Source organism: Pararhizobium polonicum (assembly GCF_001687365.1).
GTDB classification, from domain to species: Bacteria; Pseudomonadota; Alphaproteobacteria; order Rhizobiales; family Rhizobiaceae; genus Pararhizobium; species Pararhizobium polonicum.
The window spans coordinates 1-24,228 of record NZ_LGLV01000011.1 but is presented as its reverse complement, the minus strand read 5'-3'; the positions used below and the strand labels follow the sequence as shown (position 1 = coordinate 24,228).

The following is a 24,228-nucleotide window of genomic DNA, read 5'->3' as shown; positions in this document are numbered from 1 at the left end:
ATCTTGCTGGCGCCGTGCTTCCACATGCCAAAAAATCGGATCCAACGAATGACAGGCTGTCATCCGTGTGCTTTCAAAGCAACATATTGTGGCGAAAATGCAACGCTTCCCGGTGTGAAGTCAAGCGCTGCGTGAGCTGCGGTAAACGGAAACGCCAAGCTCGCGGATTTTCTTGCGAAGCGTGTTCCTGTTCAGGCCCAGCAGATCGGCGGCCTTGATCTGATTGCCGCGCGTTGCCGTCAAGGCCGCCAGAATCAGCGGATACTCCATTTCGGCCAGCACGCGGTCGTAAAGTCCGGCCGGCGGCAGCCCATCGCCGAACCCGGCAAAATACTGCCGCATGTTCTCTTCCACGGCTTGCGAGATCGACATCGAACCGGAGCGGCTCGACGTCTTTTCGATCGGACTGTCGGGAATGTCCGAGCGCAATTCGCTTTCGATGATCTCGCGGGTGATCACGTCCTGCGGATAGAGCGCGGTCAGGCGGCGCACGACGTTTTCAAGCTCGCGGACGTTGCCGGGCCAGGGGTGAGCCTTCATCAGCTCCAGCGCTTCCTGATCGAAGCGCTTGACGTCAAGGCCTTCCTTTTCGGCCTGCTGGACGAAATGGCGAACGAGATCGGGAATATCCTCAGCACGATCGCGCAGCGGCGGCAGGCGCAGCGGCACGACGTTCAGGCGGTAATAGAGATCCTCGCGGAACAGGCCCTGATTGATCGACTGCTTCAGGTCCTTGTTGGTGGCGGCGACAATGCGCACGTCGGAGCGGATCGGCGTGCGTCCGCCGACCGTCGTGTATTCGCCCTGCTGCAGCACGCGCAGCAGCCTGGTCTGCGCATCCATCGGCATATCGCCGATTTCGTCGAGGAACAGCGTGCCGCCTTCCGCCTGCTCGAAGCGGCCTGTCGAGCGATTCTGCGCGCCGGTGAAGGCACCCTTCTCATGGCCGAACAGTTCCGATTCGATCAGATCGCGCGGGATCGCCGCCATGTTGATGGCAACGAACGGCCCGTTGCGGCGCTTGCCGTAGTCGTGCAGCGCCTTGGCAACCAGTTCCTTGCCGGTGCCGGATTCGCCGGTGATCATCAGCGTCAGGTCGGTCTGCATCAGACGCGCCAGAACCCGGTAGATCTCCTGCATGGCGGCAGAACGGCCGACCAGAGGCATGCCGTCCTGCGGATCGTCCTCCAGCTTGACCGGCTTGCGCTTGGGCTCGGCCAGCGCCCGGCCGATGATGGCGATCAGTTCGGTCAGGTCGAAAGGCTTGGGCAGGTAATCATAGGCGCCTTTTTCCGAGGCCTTGATCGCCGTCATGAAGGTGTTCTGGGCACTCATCACCAAAACCGGCAGATCGGGACGCGCCTTCTTGATGCGCGGCAGGAGATCAAAGGCATTCTCGTCCGGCATGACCACGTCGGTGACGACGAGATCGCCGTCACCCGCCGATATCCACCGCCACAAGGTGGCGGCGTTCGAGGTGATACGGACGTCATAGCCGGCGCGGCTGAGCGCCTGGTTGAGCACAGTGCGGATGGCAGCGTCGTCGTCAGCGACGAGGATAGTGGCGCCAGTCATCGGGATTGTCCTTTTATGATGGTCAGTGGCTCGCTGTCTTCGGCCGTCGGTCCTTTCGACGCGGGCATCAGAACGCGAAATGTCGTGCGGTTCGACTGGCTGTCACATTCGACAATGCCGCCATGGCCGCCGATGATCTTGGCGACCAGCGCAAGGCCAAGGCCTGAACCATTGGTCTTGGTGGTGATGAACGGGTCGAACAGATGCGGCACCAGATCGGAGGGGACGCCCGGTCCATTGTCATGGACGCAGAATTCGAGCGGCAGCGAGATCTTTTCCCGCGTTCCGGCAACCGATAGGCGGATACCCGGCCGGTAGGCGGTGGTCAGCATGATCTCGCCGTCCGGCTTGTCGGCGACGGCCTCGGCGGCGTTTTTGATCAGATTGAGGAAGACCTGGATCAGCTGGTCGCGGTTGGCATAGACCGGCGGCAGCGACGGGTCGTAATTCTCGGTAATGCGGATCTTGCGGGCAAAGCCGGCCTTGGCGACGGCCTTCACATGATCGAGCACCGAATGGATGTTGACCGGATGACGGTCAACCGGCCGCTCGTCGGAAAACACTTCCATGCGATCGACCAGCGAGACGATGCGGTCCGTCTCGTCACAGATCAGCCGCGTCAGCGCCCGGTCTTCGTCATTGACGGACGTTTCGAGAAGCTGGGCCGCCCCCCGAATGCCCGACAGCGGGTTCTTGATCTCATGGGCCAGCATCGAGGCGAGACCGGTGACCGACCGCGCTGCGGCGCGATGCGTCAATTGCCGGTCGATCTTGTCGGCCATCGACCGTTCCTGGAAGACGATGACCACAGAGCCCGGTTCCGACAGAACCGGCGCGACATAGAGATCGACGAGCTTGTCGGCGCCAAGACGCGGGGAACTGAGATCGACGCGGTATTCGTTGACGGCGGCGCGGCGTTCGCGAACCTGCTCGATCAGCGTCAGCAACGGGCTTCCGAACGGAATGAAGGCGCTGATGTCATGGCGGGCGAGATAATTGGCACTGGCCCCGAAAAAGACCTCCGCTTCCCAGTTCGCAAAGGCCACGAGACCATTTTCATCGACCAGGATCACCGGGTTCTGGATGGCGTTCAGCACCGCCATGGGCAGCGAATCCGCGACCTTCCTGTCCTCGTCGTGTATTTTCTCGGTCATGCAGCGTCCTTTTCATCTTCGCGCCCGGTTTCGGCGACGATCGCTGCGACTGCGCGGGAAAGGACAACATGGGCGTCGGTGGACGTCATGATCGCTGCCCTTTCCTGCGACGCCAGATGCGGCGCGAACCGGTCGAGATACCATCCGATATGTTTGCGCGCATGTCTCAGGCCAATATCGATGCCGTAGAATTCGAGCATCATGCCGTAATGCTCGGCGACAATGTCTGCGATTTCCGCCTGTTGCGGATGTGCGGCCGCTCCCGCAAGCACACCGGCATGCCAAGGCCGACCCTGGCTGGATCGGCCGATCATCACCGCATCGGCACCGGAGCGCGTCAGGATTTCGGCAGCGTCCGCCGTGGAGGTGACATCGCCATTGGCGACGAGCGGAACCGAAATCACATCCCGAACCGCGCGAATCGCGTCCCAATCGGCCTTGCCGTTATAAAACTGCATCCGCGTGCGGCCATGAATGGTGATCATCTGGACGCCAGCCTCCTGCGCCCGCCGGGCGATCAGCGGTGCATTGATGGAATTCTCGTCCCAGCCGAGACGCATCTTCAGCGTCACAGGCACATCAACCGCCCTGACCGTCGCCTCGATCAGCGACAGGGCATGATCGGGATCACGCATCAGCGCGGAGCCGGAGTAACCGCCGGTCACCTTCTTGGCCGGGCAGCCCATATTGATATCGATGATATCGGCGCCGTTGCCGGCGGCAATTTTCGCCGCCTCGGCCATCCAATGGGCCTCGCGCCCCGCCAGCTGCACCATATGCGGATCGATGCCGGAACTCTTGAGCCGCGCCCAGCTTTCCGATGCGTTGCCGACAAGCTCGCGGCTTGCTACCATCTCGGTCACGACAAGGCCTGCGCCGAACCGCCAGGCCAGCTGCCGGAAGGGCAAATCCGTCACGCCCGACATCGGCGCAAGCACGACGCGGTTTCGCAAGGAGAGCCGCCCAACCCGGAACGGGGATGACAAATCCGGTATCTGCAAATGATTATCTTTCGGGCACATCTTTATTCTGCACTATTTTTAGACATACTTGACAGGCTTGCCAAGCGATTTCAGAGCTCGATGACAAAATTCCCTGGACAACTGGTAAAGCCCCGACCTTCGCGGTAAATCACCACGGCGATTGAGGCACCGCGCGCCGAAACGGCGCTGGTTCGTTGTTTTCGCACGATGACTGGAGCGTGATCGCCGATCGAAGGATCGTCATTGACGCCCCGGCGGCAAACCAACTGCGGGAACCCATATACAAGATGCAGGCAAAAGAACAGTTTTCCTGTGGTATCGTCATTGTCGCTGCCGGCCGGGGCGAACGCGCCGGCTCCCTGCGCGACGGACCCAAGCAATATCGCCCGATCGGCGGGCGGCCCGTTATTACCCATACACTTGATGTTTTTGCGACATGGCCAGAGGAAAAGACGATCGTCGTCGTCATCCATCCGGACGATGAAGCCCTGTTTGCGCAAGCCCGCAGCCGTGTGTCCGGCGACACATCCGTCATCACCGTCGTTCATGGCGGCCCGACGCGCCAGCTGTCGGTGCTTGCGGGGCTCAAGGCACTGGAAAATTTCGGCATCACGCATGTGATGATCCATGATGCGGTCCGGCCCTTCATCGACCATACCCTGCTCGACCGCTGCGTGCTGGCGCTGACGCAAGGCTCGGATGCCGTCCTACCGGCGATCGCCGTTGCCGACACATTGAAGCGCGGCTCGCCGGATGGAACAGTCGTCGAAACGGTCCCGCGTGCCGGTCTTTTCGGTGCGCAGACACCCCAGTGCTTTCGTTTCGCGCCGATCCTTGACGCTCACACCAATGCCGCCGCGTCCGGCCGCTCCGACTTCACCGACGATGCCTCGATCGCAGAATGGGCGGGCCTGCCGGTGACGCTGATCGAGGGATTGGTCGACAATGTCAAACTGACGATCAAACGGGATATCGCCATGGCCGATGAGAAACTGAACCGACATGCGCTTCCGGATGTCCGCACCGGCAATGGCTACGACGTTCATCAGCTTGTGGACGGCAACGGCGTGACGCTGTGCGGTATCTTCATCCCGCATGACCAGACCCTGCTTGGCCATTCCGACGCCGATGTCGCCCTGCATGCATTGACCGACGCGCTTCTGGCAACCTGCGGCGCCGGCGATATCGGCGATCACTTTCCCCCTTCCGACCCGCAGTGGAAAGGCGCCGCCTCGCGCATCTTTCTCGAACACGCAGCCAGAATCGTCCGTGACAACGGCGGCACGATCATGAACGCGGATGTTTCCCTGATCGCCGAAGCGCCGAAAGTCGGCCCTCACCGCCTGGCGATGCGCGAAAACCTCGCGGATATGCTCGGCATTTCGCTCGATCGCTGCTCGGTCAAGGCGACGACCAACGAAAAGATCGGCTTTGTCGGCCGCCGCGAAGGCATCGCCGCAATCGCCACGGCCACGGTCGTCTATGCTGGAGGTGATAAATGAGCGGTTGGCCGGACGACATCGAAAGCAAGGCGGGCAGCCTGATTTCCCTTTTTTCCGAGCGCGGCCTGATGGTCGCGACGGCCGAATCCTGCACCGGCGGACTGATCGCAGGCGCCCTGACGGAAATCCCCGGCTCCTCGGCCGCCGTCGACCGCGGCTTCGTCACCTACTCCAATGATGCCAAGATCCAGATGCTCGGCGTCTCCCCTGCGACGCTCGACATCCATGGTGCCGTTTCGCGGCAGACGGCAATTGAAATGGCTCGCGGAGCGCTCACCCATTCGCAAGCGGACATTACGGTCGCGGTCACCGGCATTGCCGGCCCCGGCGGCGGATCGGCGGACAAGCCGGTCGGGCTCGTGCACTTGGCAACGGCAAGCCGAACCGGCAACGTGCTGCACCGGGAAATGTACTACGGCGACATCGGCCGCGACGCCGTCCGCCTGGCGACGGTGCGCACGGCGCTGGAGATGCTGAACGAAGCGGCGGCAGACTGACGCCGTCCGCTACGCCGTTGCGTAGGTAGCATCGGCGCGCTTCTCGAAGGCTTCGGAAAACATCCGGAAGGCCCGATCGAACATCGAGCCCATCAGCGCACCGAGGATGCGGCTCTTGAATTCGTAATCGATAAAGAAATTGACCGAGCAACCGCCCTCGCCCGTTTCCTCGAAGCGCCAGCGGTTGTCGAGATACTTGAACGGCCCATCGATATATTTGACGTCGATGATGCGCTCGGCCTTGTTCAGAAGCACCTGCGTGGTGAACGTCTCGCGGATGGCCTTGTAGCCGACCGTCATATCGGCGAGCAGCAGCTGCTTGCCGTCGCGCTCCTTGCGTGAACGGACGGTCAGTCCTTCGCAAAGCGGCAGGAATTCCGGGTATTTTTCGACATCGGCAATCAGATCGAACATCTGTTCGGGTGTGTGCTTGACTGGCCGTCGGGTCTCGAATTGTGGCATGGCGTTCAGATATTCAATGATGTCCGGAAAAACAAGATGGTGCGAGGGCGCAGGCGTCACGCACCGGCGTTGAAAACGGGCCGCTTCAGCCCCTCAAGCAGTTTCCCCGTCTGAGCATGCGATTTCAGTACAAGGACCGGCACGCCGGGGCCATAATCCGCCAGTTTCTGTTCGATCTCCGGGCTTTCGGTTTTCTCGAAATTCCAGATGTAGCGCAGGAATTCGCCGGTCAGGCGCTCCGGGCAGTTTTCGGCCATTTCCGGCCGCGTCCTGCCGCGAAATCGAAGCCAGCGGCTGATCACACCGTAAAGGGATACGCGGCGTGGCGGTCGCATCCACACGACGAGATTCGTGCGCGGCAGGCGCAGAGGCAATGTGCCGGGGCTTGTCCCGTCCATGATCCATCGCGGCTGCGCGACCGTCCGCTCGACGATCTCGAGCGCCTCTGCGCGTGGCCGCTGCGTCCAGCCAGGCAGCCAGAAGACGTCACGATCCATCGAGATATAAGGAAGCGCAAACATGTCCGAGAGGTTTTGTGCCAGCGTACTTTTGCCGCTGCCGGAGCAGCCGATGATCAGGATTCGGTCGGCGGTTCGCAGGGTTGCGGTCCCTTGCTCCAAGCTCATAATGTTATTCGACATCATCAGCTTCCTGTAAACGCGCGACGAGAGCACGCATGTCGCTGCGGCTCCTGAGCGTCAGTACCGGCATGTCCGGTGCATACCGGTCCAACCTTTCCACAATGATGGGAGAAACGCGCCGGTCGAAATTCCAGATGTAGGACAGGAACTCGCGATCCGGCAATTGTTCCGGACATCCCGGTGCCATGTCCGGGCGTACACGGCCGAAACTTGACGCTACTCGGCAGATCAATCCCCAAAGGCACAACGGGCGCGGAACACGGACCCAGACGACCAGATCCGTTCGCGGCAGGCGCAGATCGAAGCTCGATGCGCCCGTTCCGTCCATGATCCACCGGTCTTGCGCAACCGTGGCGGCAATCAACGCACGCTCGTCCGCTTTGGCCCGTTTCGTCCAGCCGGGCAACCAGTAGAAATCCCGATCCATCGAAACGTAGGGCAAGTCCAGCCTGCCCGATAGCTTCCGCGAAAGCGTACTCTTGCCACCACCCGAGCAGCCGATGACCAGAACACGGCTGACACCGCGAAGGATCGGAAGGGCTTGCTCAATTCCAGAAATATAAGACGGCATGACGGGCTCCAAACTTGGAGCCGCGCACCATAAAGCTCAAATCCGGTTTAGCAACCTCGGGCGCCTATTCAGCTGCCGCCAGCAGCTTCTTTTCGCGCGCTGCCCGGAGCCGGGCGAAGTCGTCACCGGCATGGTGCGACGAGCGGGTCAGCGGGCTGGAGGCGACCATCAGGAAGCCCTTGGTATAGGCGACCGTCTCGTAGGACTTGAACTCTTCCGGCGTGACGAAGCTCATCACCTGATGATGTTTGCGGGTCGGCTGCAAGTATTGGCCGATGGTGAGGAAGTCGACATCGGCGGTGCGCAGGTCGTCCATCAGCTGCAGCACTTCGTTACGTTCCTCGCCCAAGCCCACCATGATGCCGGACTTGGTGAACATCGTCGGATCGAGTTCCTTGACCCGCTGCAGCAGGCGGATCGAATGGAAATAGCGTGCGCCCGGCCGCACCGTCAGATAGTTCCCCGGCACGGTTTCCATGTTGTGGTTGAAGACATCGGGCTTGGCGGCAACGACCCGCTCCAGCGCTCCCGGCTTCTTGAGGAAATCGGGCGTCAGGATTTCGATGGTCGTCAGCGGCGACGCGGCGCGAATGGCCCAGATCACCTTTTCGAAATGCTCGGCGCCGCCATCGGCCAGATCGTCGCGGTCCACCGAGGTGATGACGACATGGCTGAGCCCCATCTGCTTGACGGCCTTGGCAACGTTTTCCGGCTCGGCCATATCCAGCGCATTCGGCTTGCCGGTCGCGACATTGCAGAAGGCGCAGGCGCGGGTACAGATCTCGCCCATGATCATGAAGGTGGCGTGCTTCTTGTCCCAGCACTCGCCGATATTCGGGCAGCCGGCTTCCTCGCAGACCGTGACGAGCTTGTGCTCCTTCACGATCGACTTGGTTTCGGCATAGCCCTTCGATGTCGGTGCGCGGACACGGATCCATTCCGGCTTGCGCAGCATCTCGGTGTCGGGCTTGTGGGCCTTTTCCGGATGACGCACGCGCTTGGCGTCGAGATCGATCGTTGTGCGGTCGAGAATGGTGACCATCGTGACTTCAACTTTCCTTCAAGCCGGACATGCGGGCCGCCTTCAGATGGAGGCGAGCCCTAGCATAATCAAGCGTTCAGTGCACGCCCATAGGCATCGAGCACGCTTTCCTTCAGCGTTTCCGAGATGGTCGGATGCGGGAAGATCGTGTGCATCAGGTCTTCCTCGGTCGTCTCGAGGTTCATGGCGACGACGAAGCCCTGGATCAGCTCGGTGACTTCGGCGCCGACCAGATGCGCGCCCAGCAATTCGCCGGTCTTCTTGTCGAAGATGGTCTTGACCAGACCCTGGTCTTCGCCAAGCGCGATCGCCTTGCCGTTGGCGACGAAGGGGAAGCGGCCGACGCGGATATCGCGGCCTTCGGCCTTGGCCTTGGCTTCCGTCAAGCCAACCGAGGCGACCTGCGGGTTGCAATAGGTGCAGCCCGGGATCTTCAGCTTGTCCATCGGATGCACGTTCGGCAGGCCGGCAATTTTCTCGACGCAGATGACGGCCTCATGCTCGGCCTTGTGAGCGAGCATCGGCGGACCGGCGACGTCGCCGATCGCGTAGACGCCCGGCACGTTGGTCTTGCCGTAGCCATCGATGACAATGCAACCGCGGTCGGTCTTGACGCCGAGCGCTTCCAGACCGAGATTTTCGATATTGCCCTGCACGCCGACAGCCGAAATCATCCGGTCGGCGGTGATCTTCTCGATCGAGCCGTCCTTCTTCTCGACATGGGCGGTCACGGAATTGGCCGATTTTTCGACCTTCGTCACCTTGGCATCGAGGATGATCTTCATGCCCTGCTTGTCGAACTGCTTCTTGGCGAAGGCGGAGATTTCCGCGTCCTCGACCGGCATGACCTGGCTCATGACTTCAACGACCGTCACGTCGACACCCAGTGTGCGATAGAAGGAGGCGAATTCGATGCCGATGGCGCCGGAGCCCATGACCAGCAGCGACTTCGGCATGGCATCCGGGTTCATCGCCTCGAAATAGGTCCAGATCAGCTTGCCGTCCGGCTCGATGCCCGGCAGCGCGCGCGGACGGGCACCTGTGGCGACGATGATATGCTTGGCGGTGTAGGTGCCCTCGCCCAGCGTATTCTTGGGGATCGGCCCCTGCGGCTGGACGATGGTCTTGGTGGTCTTGGCAACGACGATCTCGTTCGGCTTGGTGAGCTTCGCCTCGCCCCAGATGATGTCGACTTTGTTCTTCTTCATGAGGAAAGCAACGCCGCCGTTCATACGCTCGGCAATGCCGCGCGAACGGGCGACGATGGCCTTCAGGTCCGGCGTGATCTTGCCTTCCAGCGTCAGGCCGTAGTTCTTGGCATGTTCGGCCAGATGCAGAACCTCGGCGGAGCGCAGCAGCGCCTTGGTCGGGATGCAGCCCCAGTTGGAGCAGATGCCGGCCAGATGCTCGCGCTCGACCACGGCGACCTTCAGGCCCAGCTGTGCCGCGCGGATCGCCGCGATATAGCCGCCGGGGCCGGAACCGATAACGATGACGTCGTAGGAATTTGCCATTCTTGTTTCCTGCCTCTTCACTCGGTCATGGTCCGGGCCAGCAAGACCCACTCATGCCTTTTGCTGTCTTCAAAGAGCGGCACGGCCGGAAGCCGCGCCTGCTCTGCAAATCCGCTGGCCGCATAAAGCGCCAGCGCCGTTTGATTGTGGCTTTCGGTGATCAGGCTGACCTGCCTGCCTTGAGCCTTGTCGATCTCATGGGCAAGCAGCGCCCGCCCGATACCCTTGCCGCGATGGTGCCGGTAGACACCGAGACTATCGATGAACCGGCTGCCGATCACCTGCACCTGAAGGTCCAGCAGCGGCTTGATCACCGGATGCGGCGCGACCATATCGCGAACGCTGTCCTCCAGATCATAGCCGATCGACACGCCAGCCATCTCGCCGTCCCATTCGGCGCAGGTCGCATCCTTCCAGGCGCCCGGTTCGTCATCCATCATCATCCGCGACCGCCCCTGCTCGAGGGCCGTGTCCTTGACCCCGCGCATCACTGCACCATGCCAGAGCCATGTGGCAAAGCCATGGGAGGCGATATCGACCAGAATGGCCAGTTCCGCCGCATCCCGCCGTTGCGCGGCCCGTAGACGCAGAGCCGCCGTCATTCAGAGCCCGAGCATCATGCGGACCATCGGCTCAAGGCCGCGTCCGATGGCGCGCGTGTTTTCCGGATCCAGATGCACGCCGTCGAGCGGCGTCGTTTTCGCAACCGATCCGGCATCGAAGAAACCGCAGCCGAGTTCATCGGCGAGATCGGCGTAGAGCGAAGCCATCATCGACGATTGCTCCACTCCGCCGGCGAACATCGCCGCAAAATTTGCATTCGCCGTTTGGCTGATCACCGGCGGTGCAACGATCAGAATTTCAGGAGCCTCGGCCTGTACACCCGGCCAGCTGTGATGCCAGACGAGCCTGACCAGCCTCTCGATGCCCTTCACCGCACCGAAGGCTGTTCCATGCACCACGGGCTTCATATCGTTGGCGCCGAGCAGAAAGATCACCAGATCGACCGGGGCATGAGTCTGCAGGATGGTCGGCAGGATGCGCACGCCGTTGCGGTCACAATCAGCCAGGTGATCGTCATAGGCGGTGGTGCGGCCGTTCAGACCTTCGGCAATCACCTGAACGCCGTTGCCAAGCGCCGTCTGCAGGACGCTCGGCCAGCGGTCTTCCAGCGCATGCCGGCCGCCGGTCTCCGCGTCATATCCCCAGGTCAGACTGTCGCCGTAGCAAAGGACTGTTTTCATAGCCGCGCTCAAAATTCCACTCGCCCTTGCAGGGAGGGGTTAGGGGTGGGGGTGGCAAGAGCCATGGCAATTCGTCGCAACACAGATGGCATATCGAGAATCACATCCTTGTTCGTAACACGCATGACACGAAAATTCTCGCCACGGAGACAAGCGTCGCGCTCCGCATCACGTTGGCGTTGATGCACATCGTCATGGACGGCTCCGTCCACCTCAATGATCAAGCGCTCTCCCAGACAGACAAAATCCGCGACATAGCGGCCTATCGCCATTTGCCTGCGAAAATGCCTGCCCTGCGTTTCCGGCAACTCCCGGCGCAGAGCCTGCCAAAAGCGGTGTTCCGCATCCGTCATTGCCTTGCGCAGTCGAGGGATATTGAGCGCAGCGGTCGGGCTCGGTGGTTTCGGGTTTTCACGGTTCCATGCCATCTCAGACCCTTCACCCATCCGCCGACACCCCAGCCGTCCGCTACCGCGAACACCCTCCCCGCAAAGGGGAGGGACAGTCCACTTAAACCAGCATGCCCATCGGGTTTTCGATGTAGCGCTTGAAGGCGCCCAGCAGTTCGGCACCCAGAGCACCATCGACGGCGCGATGATCGGTCGACAGCGTCACGGTCATGACGTTGGCGACGACCATCTGGCCCTTCTTGACCACGACCCGCTCCTCGCCGGCACCGATCGCCAGGATCGTCGCATGCGGAGGATTGACGACGGCGGCGAAGTTCTTGACGCCCATCATGCCCATGTTCGACACGGCGGTGGTGCCGCCCTGGAATTCCTCGGGCTTCAGCTTGCGGCTCTTGGCGCGGGCGCCGAGATCCTTCATCTCGTTGGAGATGGCCGACAGGCTCTTGAGTTCCGCGCTGCGGACGATCGGTGTGATCAGGCCGCCCGGGATCGACACGGCAACGCCGACATCGGCGTGCTTGTGCTTGACCATGTTGGTTTCGGTCCAGGACACATTGGCATCCGGAACGTCACGCAGGGCAAGCGCAAGCGCCTTGATGACCATATCGTTGACCGAGAGCTTGTAGGCAGGCTTGCCGTCCTTTTCCGGGCTTGCAGCATTGAGCTGGGCGCGAAGGGCCAGAAGCGCATCCAGTTCGCAATCCACCGAAACGTAGAAATGCGGAATGGTCTGCTTGGATTCCTGCAAGCGCTTGGCGATCACCTTGCGCATGCCGTCATGCGGCACAAGCTCGTAGGAGCCTTCGGCGAAGTTCTTCAGAACAGCTTCGTCGGAAGCGCCCTTGGGCAGAGCCGGAGCAGCAGCGGTTGCTGGAACCGCAGCAGGAGCGGCCTTGGCGCCACCGCCGGCAACGGCCGTTTCGACGTCCTTCTTGACCACGCGGCCATGCGGACCGGTACCGGAAACGACGGAAATGTCGAGGCCGGCTTCCTTGGCGAGACGGCGGGCAAGCGGCGACGAAAACGTGCGGGTACCCGACGCTGCCGGAGCCTGTGCGGCAACCGGTGCCGGAGCGGCGGCTGGCGCTGCCTCAGCCTTTGCCGGAGCAGCTTCAGTCTTTGCAGCTTCAGCCTTGGCAGCCGGAGCAGCACCGCTGCCGGAAGCAGCGGCAGCAACATCTTCGCCGTCAGCGGCAAGGATTGCAATCAGCGCGTTGACCTTGACGCCCTCGGTACCGGCCGGAACGACGAGCTTGGCAACGGTGCCCTCGTCGACCGATTCGACTTCCATCGTCGCCTTGTCGGTCTCGATCTCGCAGAGAACGTCGCCGGAGGAGACCTTGTCGCCTTCCTTGACCAGCCATTTGGCGAGGTTGCCCTCTTCCATCGTGGGCGAGAGGGCCGGCATGGTGATGTTGATAGGCATCTCTTCACCCTCCCTTATTTGTAGCAGACGGTCTTTACCGCCTGGACGACTTCGCCGACATTCGGCAGGGCCAGCTTTTCAAGGTTGGCGGCGTAGGGCATCGGAACGTCCTTGCCGGCGATCGTCAGGACCGGCGCATCGAGATAGTCGAAGGCCTGCTGCATGACGCGGGTGGCGATTTCGGTACCGACCGAATTCTGCGGATAGCCCTCTTCCACCGTCACCAGACGGCCGGTCTTCTTGACCGACTCGATGACCGTCGGCAGGTCCATCGGACGCAGGGTGCGCAGGTCGATCAGCTCGACGTCGATGCCTTCCTTTTCCAGCTCGGCAACCGCCTTGACGGCATAAGTCATGCCGATGCCGAAGGAGACGATGGTGACGTCCTTGCCCTTACGGTGAATGCGCGCCTTGCCGATCGGCAGGACGAAATCATCCAGCTTCGGCACGTCGAAGCTCTGGCCGTAGAGGATTTCATTTTCGAGGAAAACGACGGGGTTCGGATCGCGGATCGCCGCCTTGAGCAGGCCCTTGGCGTCGGCTGCCGTATAGGGCATGACGACCTTCAGACCGGGGATCTGGCTGTACCAGGTGGCGTAATCCTGGCTGTGCTGGGCGCCGACGCGCGCAGCAGCGCCATTCGGCCCGCGGAACACGATCGGCGCACCCATCTGGCCGCCGGACATGTAGAGCGTCTTGGCTGCCGAGTTGATGATCTGGTCGATCGCCTGCATGGCGAAGTTGAAGGTCATGAACTCGACGATCGGCTTCAGACCGGCCATCGCAGCGCCGACGCCGACGCCGGCAAAGCCGTGCTCGGTGATCGGGGTATCGACGACACGGCGGGGGCCGAATTCCTGCAGCAGGCCTTGGGTGATCTTGTAGGCGCCCTGATATTCAGCGACTTCTTCACCCATGACGAAGACGTCGGGATCGCGGCGCATTTCTTCGGCCATCGCATCGCGAAGCGCTTCGCGAACGGTGGTGGAAACCATTTCGGTGCCGGCCGGAATGTCCGGATCGGCGGCGACTTCCGTCTTCGGCTGGGCCGGGACGGGCGCGGATGCTTCGGACTTTGCCGGTGCTTCCGTCTTGGCGGGCTCCGCCGCAGGGGCAGCAGCCTTGGGAGCGGCCACGTCGCCGGCGCTCTCGCCGTCCTGCAGCAGGACCGCGATTGCGGTGTTGACCTTGACGCCTTCGGTCCCGGCGGCGATCAGGATCTTGCCGATGACGCCCTCATCCACGGCTTCCACTTCCATGGTCGCCTTGTCGGTTTCGATTTCGGCGATCACGTCGCCGGAGGTGACCTTGTCACCCTCGTTTTTCAGCCATTTGCTGAGCGTGCCTTCTTCCATCGTCGGAGACAGAGCGGGCATCAGAATTTCGATAGGCATGATGTTTTCCTCGCCCCGGTCTTAAAGCAGAATGTCGGTGTAGAGCTCGGATACATCCGGCTCCGGATCGGACTGGGCGAAATCGGCGCTGTCTGCAACGATATCGCGGACATCCTTGTCGACGGCCTTGAGTTCGTCCTCGGTCGCCCAGCCCTTCTCCATCAGGCGGACTTTCACCTGCTCGATCGGGTCGTGCTCGGAGCGCATCTTCTGCACTTCGTCCTTGGAGCGGTATTTCGCCGGGTCGGACATCGAGTGACCGCGATAGCGATAGGTCAGCATTTCGAGGATGATCGGGCCCTTGCCGGAACGGCAATGCTCGAGCGCCTCGTCGGCGGCCGCTTTGACGGCGCGCACGTCCATGCCATCAACCTGCATACCGGGAATGCCAAAGCCCGAACCGCGCAGCGAATAGTTCGACTGCGCCGTGGCGCGGGCCGTGGACGTGCCCATGGCATAATGGTTGTTCTCGATGATGTAGACGATCGGCAGCTTCCAGAGAGCGGCCATGTTGAAGCTCTCGTAGACCTGCCCCTGGTTCGCCGCGCCATCGCCGAAATAGGCGACGGAAACGCTGTCGTTGCCGCGATAGGCATTGGCAAAGGCGAGACCGGTGCCGAGCGACACCTGCGCACCGACGATGCCGTGACCGCCATAGAAATTCTTTTCCTTGGAGAACATGTGCATCGAACCGCCCTTCCCGTGGGAATAGCCGTTGCGACGGCCGGTCAGCTCGGCCATGACGCCGCGCGCTTCCATGCCGGTTGCCAGCATGTGGCCGTGGTCGCGATAGGCGGTAATGACCTGATCGCCTTCCTTCTGGGCCATCTGCATGCCGACGACGACAGCTTCCTGGCCGATATAGAGATGACAGAAGCCACCGATGAAGCCCATGCCGTAAAGCTGGCCGGCCTTTTCTTCAAACCGGCGGATGAGAAGCATTTCACGATAGGCCTTCATATCCTGATCGCGATCGAACTCCGGGATATTGGAGCCAGTGAACTCCTTTTTGGCGGGCTTCGCCGCTGTCTTGCGGCTGGAAACGGACGCGGATTTTCGCGGTGCCATTCAATCCTCCCTATGGTTGGCTTTTGCGGCACCATAGGGAAAGAATGCCATCACAGCAATGCCATATTTGCATGGCTTATATTCCCATCAACCCATTGATAAGAATAATATATTTCTGATTAACCTGTTTCCGGTTAATGTGGCAACTTAGTGAAAGATAACGATTTCGTCGTTGCGCGACATGTTCAGCCCGAACCGGGCTTTTTCATCAAGCATGTCACGTTCGAGCGAACCGTCGCTCAACAGCGCGACTTCCTTTTCCAGAATCTGGCGCTGTTGCGTCAGTTCGCTCAAGCGCGCCTGACGCTCGATACGCTGGCGGTCGAATTTCTCGGTTGCCTTCAGCCCATAGTCGCCATGGATGGAATGATAGCCGAAATAGGAGAGGAAAGCGACGGTGATGAGCGGCATGACAAACCGCCCGAGCTTCCGTTTCTTATGGTGTTTGGTCCACATAGATCATGCCCTGATACGCAATACCAAAGCAGGCTACCAGCCATTGATTAACCGACCGTTGACCATAAGCGGTGGCCACAAAAAACCCGCGTCCGTTTCCAGACGCGGGCTCCATCATCTCATTACGTGACCGTATCAGCCGCGCAAGATCGAGCGGCCGGCATATTTTGCCTGGGGCCCAAGCTGTTCCTCGATGCGGATCAGCTGGTTGTACTTGGCAAGCCGGTCGGAGCGCGACAGCGAGCCGGTCTTGATCTGTCCGCAATTGGTGGCAACGGCGAGATCGGCAATGGTCGAATCCTCGGTTTCGCCCGAGCGGTGCGACATGACGGCGGTGTAGCCGGCCTTGTGCGCGGTCTCGACGGCGTCGAGCGTTTCCGACAGCGAGCCGATCTGGTTGACCTTGACGAGGATCGAGTTGGCGACGCCCATCTTGATGCCGTCGCGCAGGCGCGCGGAGTTGGTGACGAACAGATCGTCGCCGACCAGCTGAACCTTCTTGCCGGCCAGATCCGTCAGCGTCTTCCAGCCTTCCCAGTCGTCTTCAGCCATGCCGTCCTCGATCGAGGCGATCGGGTACTTGGCGGCAAGCTCGGCCAGGTATTCGGCCATGGCGCCCGGCTCGAGCGTGCGGCCCTCGCCTTCCATGACGTACTTGCCGTCCTTGAAGAATTCGGTCGAGGCGCAATCGAGGCCGAGGAACATGTCCTCACCCGGCTTGTAGCCGGCCTTCTCGATCGACTTCATGATGAAGTCCAGGGCTTCGGACGCGCTCGACAGGCCCGGCGCAAAACCGCCTTCGTCGCCGACATTGGTGTTGTGACCCTTGGCGGACAGTTCCTTCTTGAGCACATGGAAGACTTCCGCGCCCATGCGAACGGCGTCGCGCAGCGTATCGGCGCCGACCGGAAGGATCATGAACTCCTGGAAATCGATCGGGTTGTCGGCATGTGCACCGCCATTGATGATGTTCATCATCGGCACCGGCAGCAGGCGGGCGTTCGGGCCGCCGACGTAACGGTAGAGCGGCAGGTTCGCAGCTTCGGCGGCAGCCTTGGCAACGGCCAGCGACACACCGAGAATGGCATTGGCGCCGAGACGCGACTTGTTCGCCGTGCCGTCAAGCTCGATCATGGTGTTGTCGATGAGGATCTGGTTTTCGGCATCGAGACCGCCGACGGCTTCGAAGATTTCGCCGTTGACCGCTTCGACGGCCTTTTCGACGCCCTTGCCGAGATAGCGCGTGCCGCCGTCACGCAATTCGACGGCTTCGTGCGCGCCGGTGGAGGCGCCCGAGGGAACGGCGGCGCGGCCAAAGCTGCCGTCTTCGAGATGGACGTCGACTTCGACGGTCGGGTTGCCCCGGCTGTCGAGAATTTCGCGGCCGATGATGTCGATGATTGCAGTCATGATCTCTTCCCTGCTTCAAACATGGTGGTGGAGGATGGCCCTGTCATAATTCATGGACCGGAAATTACAATGGCGGGGCCCGGGCAATTGCTGCCCGCGCCCGCACCTTCAAGAAAAATTCACAGAAGCCCGCATTCAGCGCTTGGCGACAGCGTCAAAGGCCAGCAGCGTTTCCAGCAGACGCGGCATGTCCTTCAGGTGTACCATGTTCGGGCCATCGGAAGGCGAATTGTCGGGGTCCTCATGCGTTTCGATGAACACGCCGGCAACGCCGACAGCCACGGCTGCGCGCGCCAGCGTCTCGACGAATTCGCGCTGACCGCCGGTCGAAGCGCCCTGCCCGCCCGGCTGCTGCACCGAATGGGTCGCATCGAAGATCACCGGTGCGCCGAGACCGGCCATGATCGGCAACGAACGCATGTCGGAGACGAGCGTGTTATAGCCGAAGGAAGCGCCGCGCTCGCACAGAAGCACGTTCGGATTGCCGCTTTCAGTGAACTTGGCCAGAACGTTCTTCATGTCCCACGGAGCGAGGAACTGGCCCTTCTTGACGTTGATGACGCGGCCGGTCTTTGCGGCGGCAATCAGCAGGTCCGTCTGGCGGCAGAGGAAAGCCGGGATCTGCAGGATGTCGACGGTCGGCGCAACGAGACCGCACTGCTCTTCCGTGTGGATGTCGGTGATGACCGGGAAGCCGTATTCCTTCTTGAGATCGGCAAAGACTTCCATCGCCTTTTCAAGACCGATGCCGCGCTTGCCGGAGATCGACGTGCGGTTGGCCTTGTCGAAGGAGGACTTGTAGACATAGCCGAGACCGAGCGACTTGCAGAGTTCGGACATCGTGCCGGCAATCATGAAGGCATGATCGCGGCTTTCCATCTGGCAGGGACCGGCGATCAGCGACAGTTTCTGTGTGTTGGAAAAGACAACCTGGGCTGCCCCGCTACCGGCCACAACATGTGCATTGGTCTGCATGATTATTCTCCGAATGCGAAAATGACACCCTGCCCCGGCGCTTCCGGAACGATCAGGCGATTGTCTTTTCTGGTGAAGGACACCGCGTTGGCGGCGAAAAGATGTTCGGTCGCCTCAAGATTGGCAACCTTGAAGACGACGGCGCGGCCGCGCAGGCCGCGCGAATGGCCCGGCGTCTTCCTGTCGAAGAAGCCGGACATGCCCGCCGGGTTGAGAACGGAAATCTTGACGCCGTTGTCCGTCTCGATATCCATGCCGAAGGAATGCGCCGACACTTCGCGCTCATCGACGGCTTCCTGGAGGATGTACTGGAAATCGGTGGGATTGGGCTCGGACAGCACCACCTCGGACAGTCCGCTGACGCCGTTGGCATGCGCTTCCAGAGCCGAGCGGTCCGACGGCAGCGGCTGGACGCGCTGACAGCTGAAAAAGAAGAAGTCCGGCGAGCGAAGATCGGCGGCGAAGGACAGCCGGAAACTACCGACAGCCTGCGAACCATCCGGCAATGTCATCGGCCTTGAGAATTCCAGCATCTCGCCGGCCGAAATGCCTTTTTCGCGAAAGCGGGCGTGGTCGCCAGCGGCATCCTGCGTGCTCACAACGATCGCCGAAAAACCATCCTGCCCGCGGCGAAACCGGTAGGCCTGATCGCGGGCCACAAAGACATTGCCGGCAAGTGCCGCAGCTTCGCATTCCTCGCGCTTGGCGATACCCAAGGGCTCGAGATAGGTCTTGTCGGAAAAGAAGACACAGGCATTTTCGGTTCCGAAGGGATGCAGCGCATCCGCAGCGACGGTGAAACCGAGCTGCTCATAGCGCGCTCTGGCCGTTGCCAGATCGATCACCGGGAGAACCAGATGGTCGAGCAGACGGGATGTACGGGAGGCAGTGCTCATGAATTTCCCTGAAACGGATCGTTGGCAGGTGCTTTGCCCGTTTTGACTGTCAAATTCAAGGAAATGTTGATTCAACACCTTTATGTTGATCGCAAACGCATGGCCCGACATCGAAACGCCGGACCATGCAGATATCAATCAAAAACGGCCCATGGCCACCGCCGCCGACCTTGGCGCTTTCTCACCCTAGGCTCAGGTGCGGGTGATCGATGCGCCGCCATCGACGAGCGACGCCGTCCCGGTCACGAAGGCGGAATCATCGGAGGCGAGGTACAGGACCGAGCGGGCCAATTCTTCCGGTGTGGCAACGCGCTTCAGGGCGTGCAGGTTGGTGACGAAGGACTGCGATTCAGGTGTATTGTTCATGTCCCGATACATCGCGGTGTCCACGGCGCCGGGCAGGATCGCGTTGACACGTACCCCCTGCGGACCGAATTCGGCGGCAAGTGCCTGCGTCAGGCCGATCAGGCCGGCTTTCGAGGCGGCATAGGCAGCGACGCCCGGAAAGGCGAAGCTATAGCCGACGAAGGTCGACGTGAAGATCACCGAACCGCCGCCATGTTTCGTCATTTCGGCAATCTGATGCTTGGCGCCAAGGAACGAACCAGTGAGGTTGATGGCGATCGTATCGCTCCAGCCCTGTTCCGAAACACCGGTCGAAGGACCGGCTTCACCAAGTGTTCCGGCATTGTTGAAGGCGATATCGAGGCGGCCGTATTTTTGGGCGGCGAGCGCGACAAGCGCCTTGGCATAGTCTTCCGAGCGGACGTCACCGGCAAGTGCTGCGGCATCGCCGCCATCGGCCCTGATTTCGGCGACGAGTTCATCGAGTTCGCCCTGGCGACGGGCGCCAACGACGAGCTTTGCGCCTTCTGCCGCAAACAGCTTTGCGGTGGCCCGACCGATGCCGGCGCTCGCACCGGTGACGATGGCAACTTTGTTGGACAGGCGTTCCATGATGTTTCCTCTTGTGGCAGAGCGGTCGAGGCGCCGTATTGGCCGTCTCTTCATGCCGTTTGCTTGAGGAGAATATGGCTTTCTTTTATCGTTCTGATTAGTCTGCAAATCATGGAACTCGCATCCGGAAAAGCCGAACGATGATAAAGCTCGACGGCATTACAAGTTTCGTCGCGATCGCCGAAAGCGGCTCGATCAGCGCAGCGGCGCGACGCCTTCGTTTGTCGAAGTCGGTGGTCAGCGAACGGCTTGCCGAGCTGGAGCGCAGCCTCGGTGCCGGCCTCTTGCACCGAACGACACGCAAGCTGACCCTGACGGAGGACGGCAACGCCTTTCTCCAGCGTGCCAATCGCATCGTGCAGGAGATCGAGGAGGCGGCGGCGGACATGGCCGAACGGCGTGGAACGATCTCCGGCCCTTTGCGCGTTTCGGCACCTGTCACATTCGGGCGCATGCATCTGGGGCCTGCGCTCTATCCGTTTCTGGCGGAGCACCCCAACCTGCAGCTGACGCTCGATCTCGACGACAAGCGTGTCGATGCGGCGGCAGATGGTTACGATGCCGTGGTGCGCAACGGACCAATCGCCGATTCACGGTTGATGGCCTGGCGGCTGGCGCCGAGCCGGCGTGTCCTCGTCGCCTCGCCCACCTATCTGAGGGAAAACGGCAAGCCGGCATCGATCGAGGAACTGGAAGAGCATCGCGGCATCTTCTACACCAATCGGGGCGTGGCCGATTGGCGCTTCCCGAGCCCCGGCGGCACCGTCATCATTCGTGGACAGATGGGGTTCGGCCTCAACAATGGCGACATGATCCGGGATGCAGCGATCGCCGGACTGGGAATAGCGCTGCTTCCGATGTTCATCGTTGGCGAGGCAGTCGCGGCAGGCACGCTCGAAACGATCGATATCGGCGTCCAGCCCGAACTCGAATATATCCACATCGCCCATCCGGACGGCAGGCATCCCTCGGTCAAGCTGCGGGCGCTGGCCGATCATCTGCGAACCGCGTTCGGCAGCCCGCCCTATTGGGATCCGGCGTTTTCAAACTGAGTGACCGGCGTCAGTTGCAGGAACGCAACTGCTTGGCATAGGCACTGGCAATGTTGGCCGAGCGCTGGGCGGCGCGCTGCAATTGGGCATTGCCGCGCCAGGCGCCTCTCCGGTATCCGGCATCCCCCAGATAGTAGGCCAGGTAGAGATTGTAGGCGTCGTTGCGGGCGATGCCGTTCTTCTTGCTGTTTCGATTGTGGTACCAGGCGACGAAATGGATGGCGTCGGAGAATTTGGTGCGCCGCGCCAGCAGATGGCCGGTTTCCTGCTTGTAATGCGACCAGGTGCCGTTCAACGCCTGCGAGAAGCCATAGGCGGTCGACTGACGTTTCCACGGGATGAAGCCGAACAGCTTGGTGCGCGGCGGCCGGGCATTCGGGCGGAAGCCGGATTCGGTATAGATCGTCGCCATCAGGATCGGCACGGGAACGCCGTATTGCCGTTCCGCATGCTCGGCGGCGCGGCGCCAGTTGTTGAACCAGCCGTCGCGCTGCTCGAAAATCGCGCAGGCATTTCGTGTTTCTCTCGGGGCGGTCGCACAGCCGGCCAGAAGCAGTAGGGCGACGATAAACGCAATACGCATCGCTCGAATCTCTCACTTTCAGAGAGATTACTAACCGGTAAACGTTAAAGAGAAGTTTTTAGACAAATCCGAGCGCCCTCTCCCCTGAACATGAACCGCTTTCGGCGGCCCAAATCTACAGCTTGAGGGTAAAGATGCGTCCTGACGTTACGTAACCCTCGATCGCCTCCAGACGCACGGAACGGACCGGTTCGAACCCTTCGATGCGTTTGGTCCCCGCCCAGCGGCCATGATCGGCAAAGACCTCGATGGAACCGGCATCGAGGAAAATCGTCAGGCTGGAAGGACGGGCGCCGCGCGCGATATAGCGCGGCGTGGTTTCGGCACCGGGCCGCGCGTCGAGACCGGGCGGCTCATAGAGGATGGACAATCCTTCCGCATCGAGCCGGACGGCCAGAGCCACATCCGGATGATCGAAATGCAGCACGAACGGCGCGCCGGGGGATGACAGTTCCAGCCCGATCTCGACCGCACCGGTTGCCAATCCCACCGTTTCGCCGGCGGCAAGCCGTGTTTCGTCGATGACCCCACGGCGCAGGCTGGCGGCTGCCGCAACCGGCGGGGTCAGGATTGCATCATCCTGAAGCAGCAACTCCCTCGGCAGGGTCATCGCCGTTGGAAAATCGATGGTGAGGGAGACATCGGCCCAGTTGGCGAGCCAGCCGATGCCAACGGGCGTATCGCCATCGACAAAGGCCTGAAAGGCATAATTGTCGGTGCCGAAATCAAGTTCCTGCTCGAAATCGGTCAAAAACCGGACACCGTCAAAATGTCCGACCGCAATCAGCGTCAGGTTCTTGCGGCCGGTATCGGCATGGGTGCTGTTCATCAGGCCGTAGATCAGCCCCCAGCGTGTCTCAGGGGCCTCGGCCGGCCCGTCCAGCGGCAGCAGGCACGGACATTCGATGACAGCCGTTCCAAACCGCTCCTCAAGCAGCAGCGTACCGGCGAAGCGCCAGTCGCCGGCCGCCACCGGATCGTCGGTTTCGTAGAGCAGAATAACACCGCCTTGCTGGCTCAGGCTGCCCAGCACCATCTTCCAGAGCCCGTCCGGTCCCTTGACCACGTAAGGATCGCGAAAATCGAGCGTCAGGCCAAGACCCGTCGGGCGGCTTGGAAGAATGACCTCGGCCTGGCTGGCGGTGATGATGTTGTGCGAGGTGGCGGTCAGCTGGACCTGCGCCTCGGGGATACGGTCGATGACCTGTTCGGTGAAGAAGACGCGGATACCGCCCTCGTTTTCGATGGGAATGGCCGAACCGGAGAAGGCCCCGCCCCGCCGGTCCGGCCGGGCTGTGAGGTCTTCGGACGGAAACAGGAAAATCGGCATGTGATGCCAGTGAATATAGTCCTGCGAAACCGCATGGCCCCAGTGCATGGTGTTCCAGCGAAGGCCGTGGGAATAATGCTGATAGAACAGATGCGGACGGCCGCCGAAACGGCCAAAACCATTCGGATCATTCATCCAGCCGAACGGCGGACGGAAGTGATAGCCATGCGGGACCGGCGCCGGCGCATTGGCGGTGCTGGTGTGCATGACGGTGATGCCGTTTTCCACCACCTCGGCGGCATTGAAGAAATAGGCGACGGAAACGGCGGTGGTCGCGGTGTCATAGACGCAGGAAAGATCACCGCCGCTATTGGCGATGAACGTGCGGAACACATATTCCTCGGCATTGCCGACCTGAACCTCGCCGATCTTGTCGCCGCCGAGGATAAACGCCATCGTTCCCGGCGCATCCGGTGTCACCGCCTTCAGCCAGACATGCAGCGTGGCGCTGACCGGCACCTCTGCCCGCAGCACGCGCAGCGTCCCGGTTTCCTGCACGATATCGTTCACCATCTCCGTTCCACTTCTTCATTCCACGTACAGCGGCAATTGCGAACCAAAACCGCATATTCAGCCACCTAGTGCCGATGGGCGGGATGTAAAGACGGCGATCCGAAGCGGAAAACAGCAGGAAACGTCCCCGCGCGGTGTCCGCCGTGGTTTTCAAACCTGCACTCAATCGGACGGGGCACTGGAAACCGCCTCTAATGAGTTAATATAATTGACGCTTCCCAGCGCCCCGTTTGGCGTTCTCTCGGGAGCTTTCCTCCCTACAGACCCCGACTGCGGATTCTCTGACCCGGGACGATCGTCGCGACATAGGCTTCCGGTTCCGGCATTCAGCATCACGGTTCCGGTACATCACGTTTCTCATCCCGGCATGCGTGCCACACAAAGCCGCCGCGATCCGCAGGATCGCGACAAGCTGGCTTTGTTTCCAAAGCGGAGCATGTACCTTTCGCCCGGCAAAGCCGGGCGGGACATGCTCTACACCCGCCCCAGAAGGACAGGGGGAATCCAGTTTCCGGGGGCTCTCCTTCCGGTCCGCCTGACGTTCGCAGCCTCTTCATTGAGACCACGAGGCTT

General features: G+C 61.3%; 24 protein-coding genes. 3 read left to right on the top strand and 21 right to left on the bottom strand.

The window, feature by feature from the left end:
* Positions 1-120 precede the first annotated feature (120 nt).
* From ntrC to dusB, 3 genes are read right to left on the bottom strand one after another with little or no spacing between them, the layout of a single operon-like run.
* On the bottom strand, positions 121-1,575 hold the full coding sequence (gene ntrC / locus ADU59_RS17590; protein ID WP_068955463.1) for a nitrogen regulation protein NR(I): 1,455 nt from the start codon (positions 1,573-1,575) through the stop codon (positions 121-123).
* Positions 1,572-2,729 (bottom strand): two-component system sensor histidine kinase NtrB, encoded by a 1,158-nt coding sequence (locus tag ADU59_RS17585; RefSeq protein WP_068955462.1) that lies wholly within the window; start codon positions 2,727-2,729, stop codon positions 1,572-1,574. Before ADU59_RS17585 ends, ntrC begins: the two co-directional genes overlap by 4 nt.
* Positions 2,726-3,751: a tRNA dihydrouridine synthase DusB gene (dusB, locus tag ADU59_RS17580; RefSeq protein WP_068955461.1), complete on the bottom strand. Its 1,026-nt coding sequence runs from the start codon at positions 3,749-3,751 to the stop codon at positions 2,726-2,728. Before dusB ends, ADU59_RS17585 begins: the two co-directional genes overlap by 4 nt.
* Positions 3,752-3,999: 248 nt before the next feature.
* Here dusB and ADU59_RS17575 point away from each other — a divergent pair, with 248 nt between their 5' ends.
* Positions 4,000-5,214: a bifunctional 2-C-methyl-D-erythritol 4-phosphate cytidylyltransferase/2-C-methyl-D-erythritol 2,4-cyclodiphosphate synthase gene (locus tag ADU59_RS17575; protein WP_083198332.1), complete on the top strand. Its 1,215-nt coding sequence runs from the start codon at positions 4,000-4,002 to the stop codon at positions 5,212-5,214.
* Positions 5,211-5,711 (top strand): CinA family protein, encoded by a 501-nt coding sequence (locus ADU59_RS17570; RefSeq protein ID WP_068955460.1) that lies wholly within the window; start codon positions 5,211-5,213, stop codon positions 5,709-5,711. The genes ADU59_RS17575 and ADU59_RS17570 overlap by 4 nt, the downstream gene beginning before the upstream one ends.
* 9 nt (positions 5,712-5,720) lie before the next feature.
* Here ADU59_RS17570 and ADU59_RS17565 read toward each other — a convergent pair whose 3' ends face one another.
* The 16 genes from ADU59_RS17565 to ADU59_RS17490 all read right to left on the bottom strand — a co-directional run bounded on the left by ADU59_RS17565 (position 5,721) and on the right by ADU59_RS17490 (position 20,177).
* Positions 5,721-6,173 (bottom strand): type II toxin-antitoxin system RatA family toxin, encoded by a 453-nt coding sequence (locus ADU59_RS17565; RefSeq protein WP_068955657.1) that lies wholly within the window; start codon positions 6,171-6,173, stop codon positions 5,721-5,723.
* 56 nt (positions 6,174-6,229) lie between these two features.
* Positions 6,230-6,814, bottom strand: coding sequence for a P-loop NTPase family protein (locus ADU59_RS17560; protein ID WP_068955459.1), 585 nt, complete (start codon positions 6,812-6,814; stop codon positions 6,230-6,232).
* Positions 6,804-7,385: a P-loop NTPase family protein gene (locus tag ADU59_RS17555; RefSeq protein WP_068955458.1), complete on the bottom strand. Its 582-nt coding sequence runs from the start codon at positions 7,383-7,385 to the stop codon at positions 6,804-6,806. The genes ADU59_RS17560 and ADU59_RS17555 overlap by 11 nt, the downstream gene beginning before the upstream one ends.
* 64 nt (positions 7,386-7,449) lie before the next feature.
* The gene (gene lipA / locus ADU59_RS17550) at positions 7,450-8,427 is read right to left on the bottom strand and encodes a lipoyl synthase (RefSeq protein ID WP_068955457.1); all 978 of its coding nucleotides are present in this window, start codon (positions 8,425-8,427) and stop codon (positions 7,450-7,452) included.
* 68 nt (positions 8,428-8,495) lie between these two features.
* Positions 8,496-9,941: a dihydrolipoyl dehydrogenase gene (gene lpdA, locus ADU59_RS17545; RefSeq protein ID WP_068955456.1), complete on the bottom strand. Its 1,446-nt coding sequence runs from the start codon at positions 9,939-9,941 to the stop codon at positions 8,496-8,498.
* A 17-nt stretch (positions 9,942-9,958) separates the two neighbouring features.
* Positions 9,959-10,543 (bottom strand): GNAT family N-acetyltransferase, encoded by a 585-nt coding sequence (locus ADU59_RS17540; RefSeq protein WP_068955455.1) that lies wholly within the window; start codon positions 10,541-10,543, stop codon positions 9,959-9,961.
* The gene (locus tag ADU59_RS17535) at positions 10,544-11,185 is read right to left on the bottom strand and encodes an SGNH/GDSL hydrolase family protein (RefSeq protein WP_068955454.1); all 642 of its coding nucleotides are present in this window, start codon (positions 11,183-11,185) and stop codon (positions 10,544-10,546) included. It abuts the gene before it with no gap.
* An 8-nt stretch (positions 11,186-11,193) separates the two neighbouring features.
* Positions 11,194-11,613, bottom strand: coding sequence for an endonuclease domain-containing protein (locus tag ADU59_RS17530; protein WP_068955453.1), 420 nt, complete (start codon positions 11,611-11,613; stop codon positions 11,194-11,196).
* Between the two features lie 82 nt (positions 11,614-11,695).
* Positions 11,696-13,021 (bottom strand): pyruvate dehydrogenase complex dihydrolipoamide acetyltransferase, encoded by a 1,326-nt coding sequence (locus ADU59_RS17525; protein WP_068955452.1) that lies wholly within the window; start codon positions 13,019-13,021, stop codon positions 11,696-11,698.
* Positions 13,022-13,035: 14 nt separating this feature from the next.
* Positions 13,036-14,415, bottom strand: a complete 1,380-nt coding sequence (locus tag ADU59_RS17520; RefSeq protein ID WP_068955451.1) for a pyruvate dehydrogenase complex E1 component subunit beta — start codon at positions 14,413-14,415, stop codon at positions 13,036-13,038.
* A 21-nt stretch (positions 14,416-14,436) separates the two neighbouring features.
* Positions 14,437-15,483: a pyruvate dehydrogenase (acetyl-transferring) E1 component subunit alpha gene (gene pdhA, locus ADU59_RS17515; RefSeq protein WP_068955450.1), complete on the bottom strand. Its 1,047-nt coding sequence runs from the start codon at positions 15,481-15,483 to the stop codon at positions 14,437-14,439.
* Between the two features lie 147 nt (positions 15,484-15,630).
* Positions 15,631-15,939 carry an FtsB family cell division protein gene (locus ADU59_RS17510; RefSeq protein WP_068955449.1) on the bottom strand — a complete coding sequence of 103 codons (309 nt, stop codon included), beginning with the start codon at positions 15,937-15,939 and terminating at the stop codon, positions 15,631-15,633.
* Between the two features lie 135 nt (positions 15,940-16,074).
* Entirely contained in the window at positions 16,075-17,349 is a 1,275-nt protein-coding gene (gene eno, locus ADU59_RS17505; protein ID WP_068955448.1) for a phosphopyruvate hydratase, read from the bottom strand.
* A gap of 135 nt (positions 17,350-17,484) precedes the next feature.
* Complete coding sequence (gene kdsA / locus ADU59_RS17500; protein WP_193427091.1) at positions 17,485-18,327, bottom strand: 3-deoxy-8-phosphooctulonate synthase; 843 nt, start codon at positions 18,325-18,327, stop codon at positions 17,485-17,487.
* A complete protein-coding gene (locus ADU59_RS17495) occupies positions 18,327-19,220 on the bottom strand; it encodes a VOC family protein (protein WP_068955446.1) in 894 nt (297 codons plus the stop codon). The genes kdsA and ADU59_RS17495 overlap by 1 nt, the downstream gene beginning before the upstream one ends.
* Before the next feature lie 192 nt (positions 19,221-19,412).
* Positions 19,413-20,177: an SDR family oxidoreductase gene (locus ADU59_RS17490; RefSeq protein WP_068955445.1), complete on the bottom strand. Its 765-nt coding sequence runs from the start codon at positions 20,175-20,177 to the stop codon at positions 19,413-19,415.
* Between the two features lie 140 nt (positions 20,178-20,317).
* On the opposite strand from ADU59_RS17490, the gene ADU59_RS17485 reads away from it, so the two are divergent.
* Entirely contained in the window at positions 20,318-21,229 is a 912-nt protein-coding gene (locus tag ADU59_RS17485; protein ID WP_068955444.1) for a LysR family transcriptional regulator, read from the top strand.
* Between the two features lie 10 nt (positions 21,230-21,239).
* On the opposite strand, the gene ADU59_RS17480 is transcribed toward ADU59_RS17485, so the two are convergent.
* Together ADU59_RS17480 and ADU59_RS17475 are read right to left on the bottom strand one after the other, a co-directional pair.
* Positions 21,240-21,812 carry a transglycosylase SLT domain-containing protein gene (locus ADU59_RS17480; RefSeq protein ID WP_068955443.1) on the bottom strand — a complete coding sequence of 191 codons (573 nt, stop codon included), beginning with the start codon at positions 21,810-21,812 and terminating at the stop codon, positions 21,240-21,242.
* Between the two features lie 115 nt (positions 21,813-21,927).
* Complete coding sequence (locus tag ADU59_RS17475; protein WP_068955442.1) at positions 21,928-23,655, bottom strand: glycoside hydrolase family protein; 1,728 nt, start codon at positions 23,653-23,655, stop codon at positions 21,928-21,930.
* Positions 23,656-24,228: the final 573 nt, after the last annotated feature.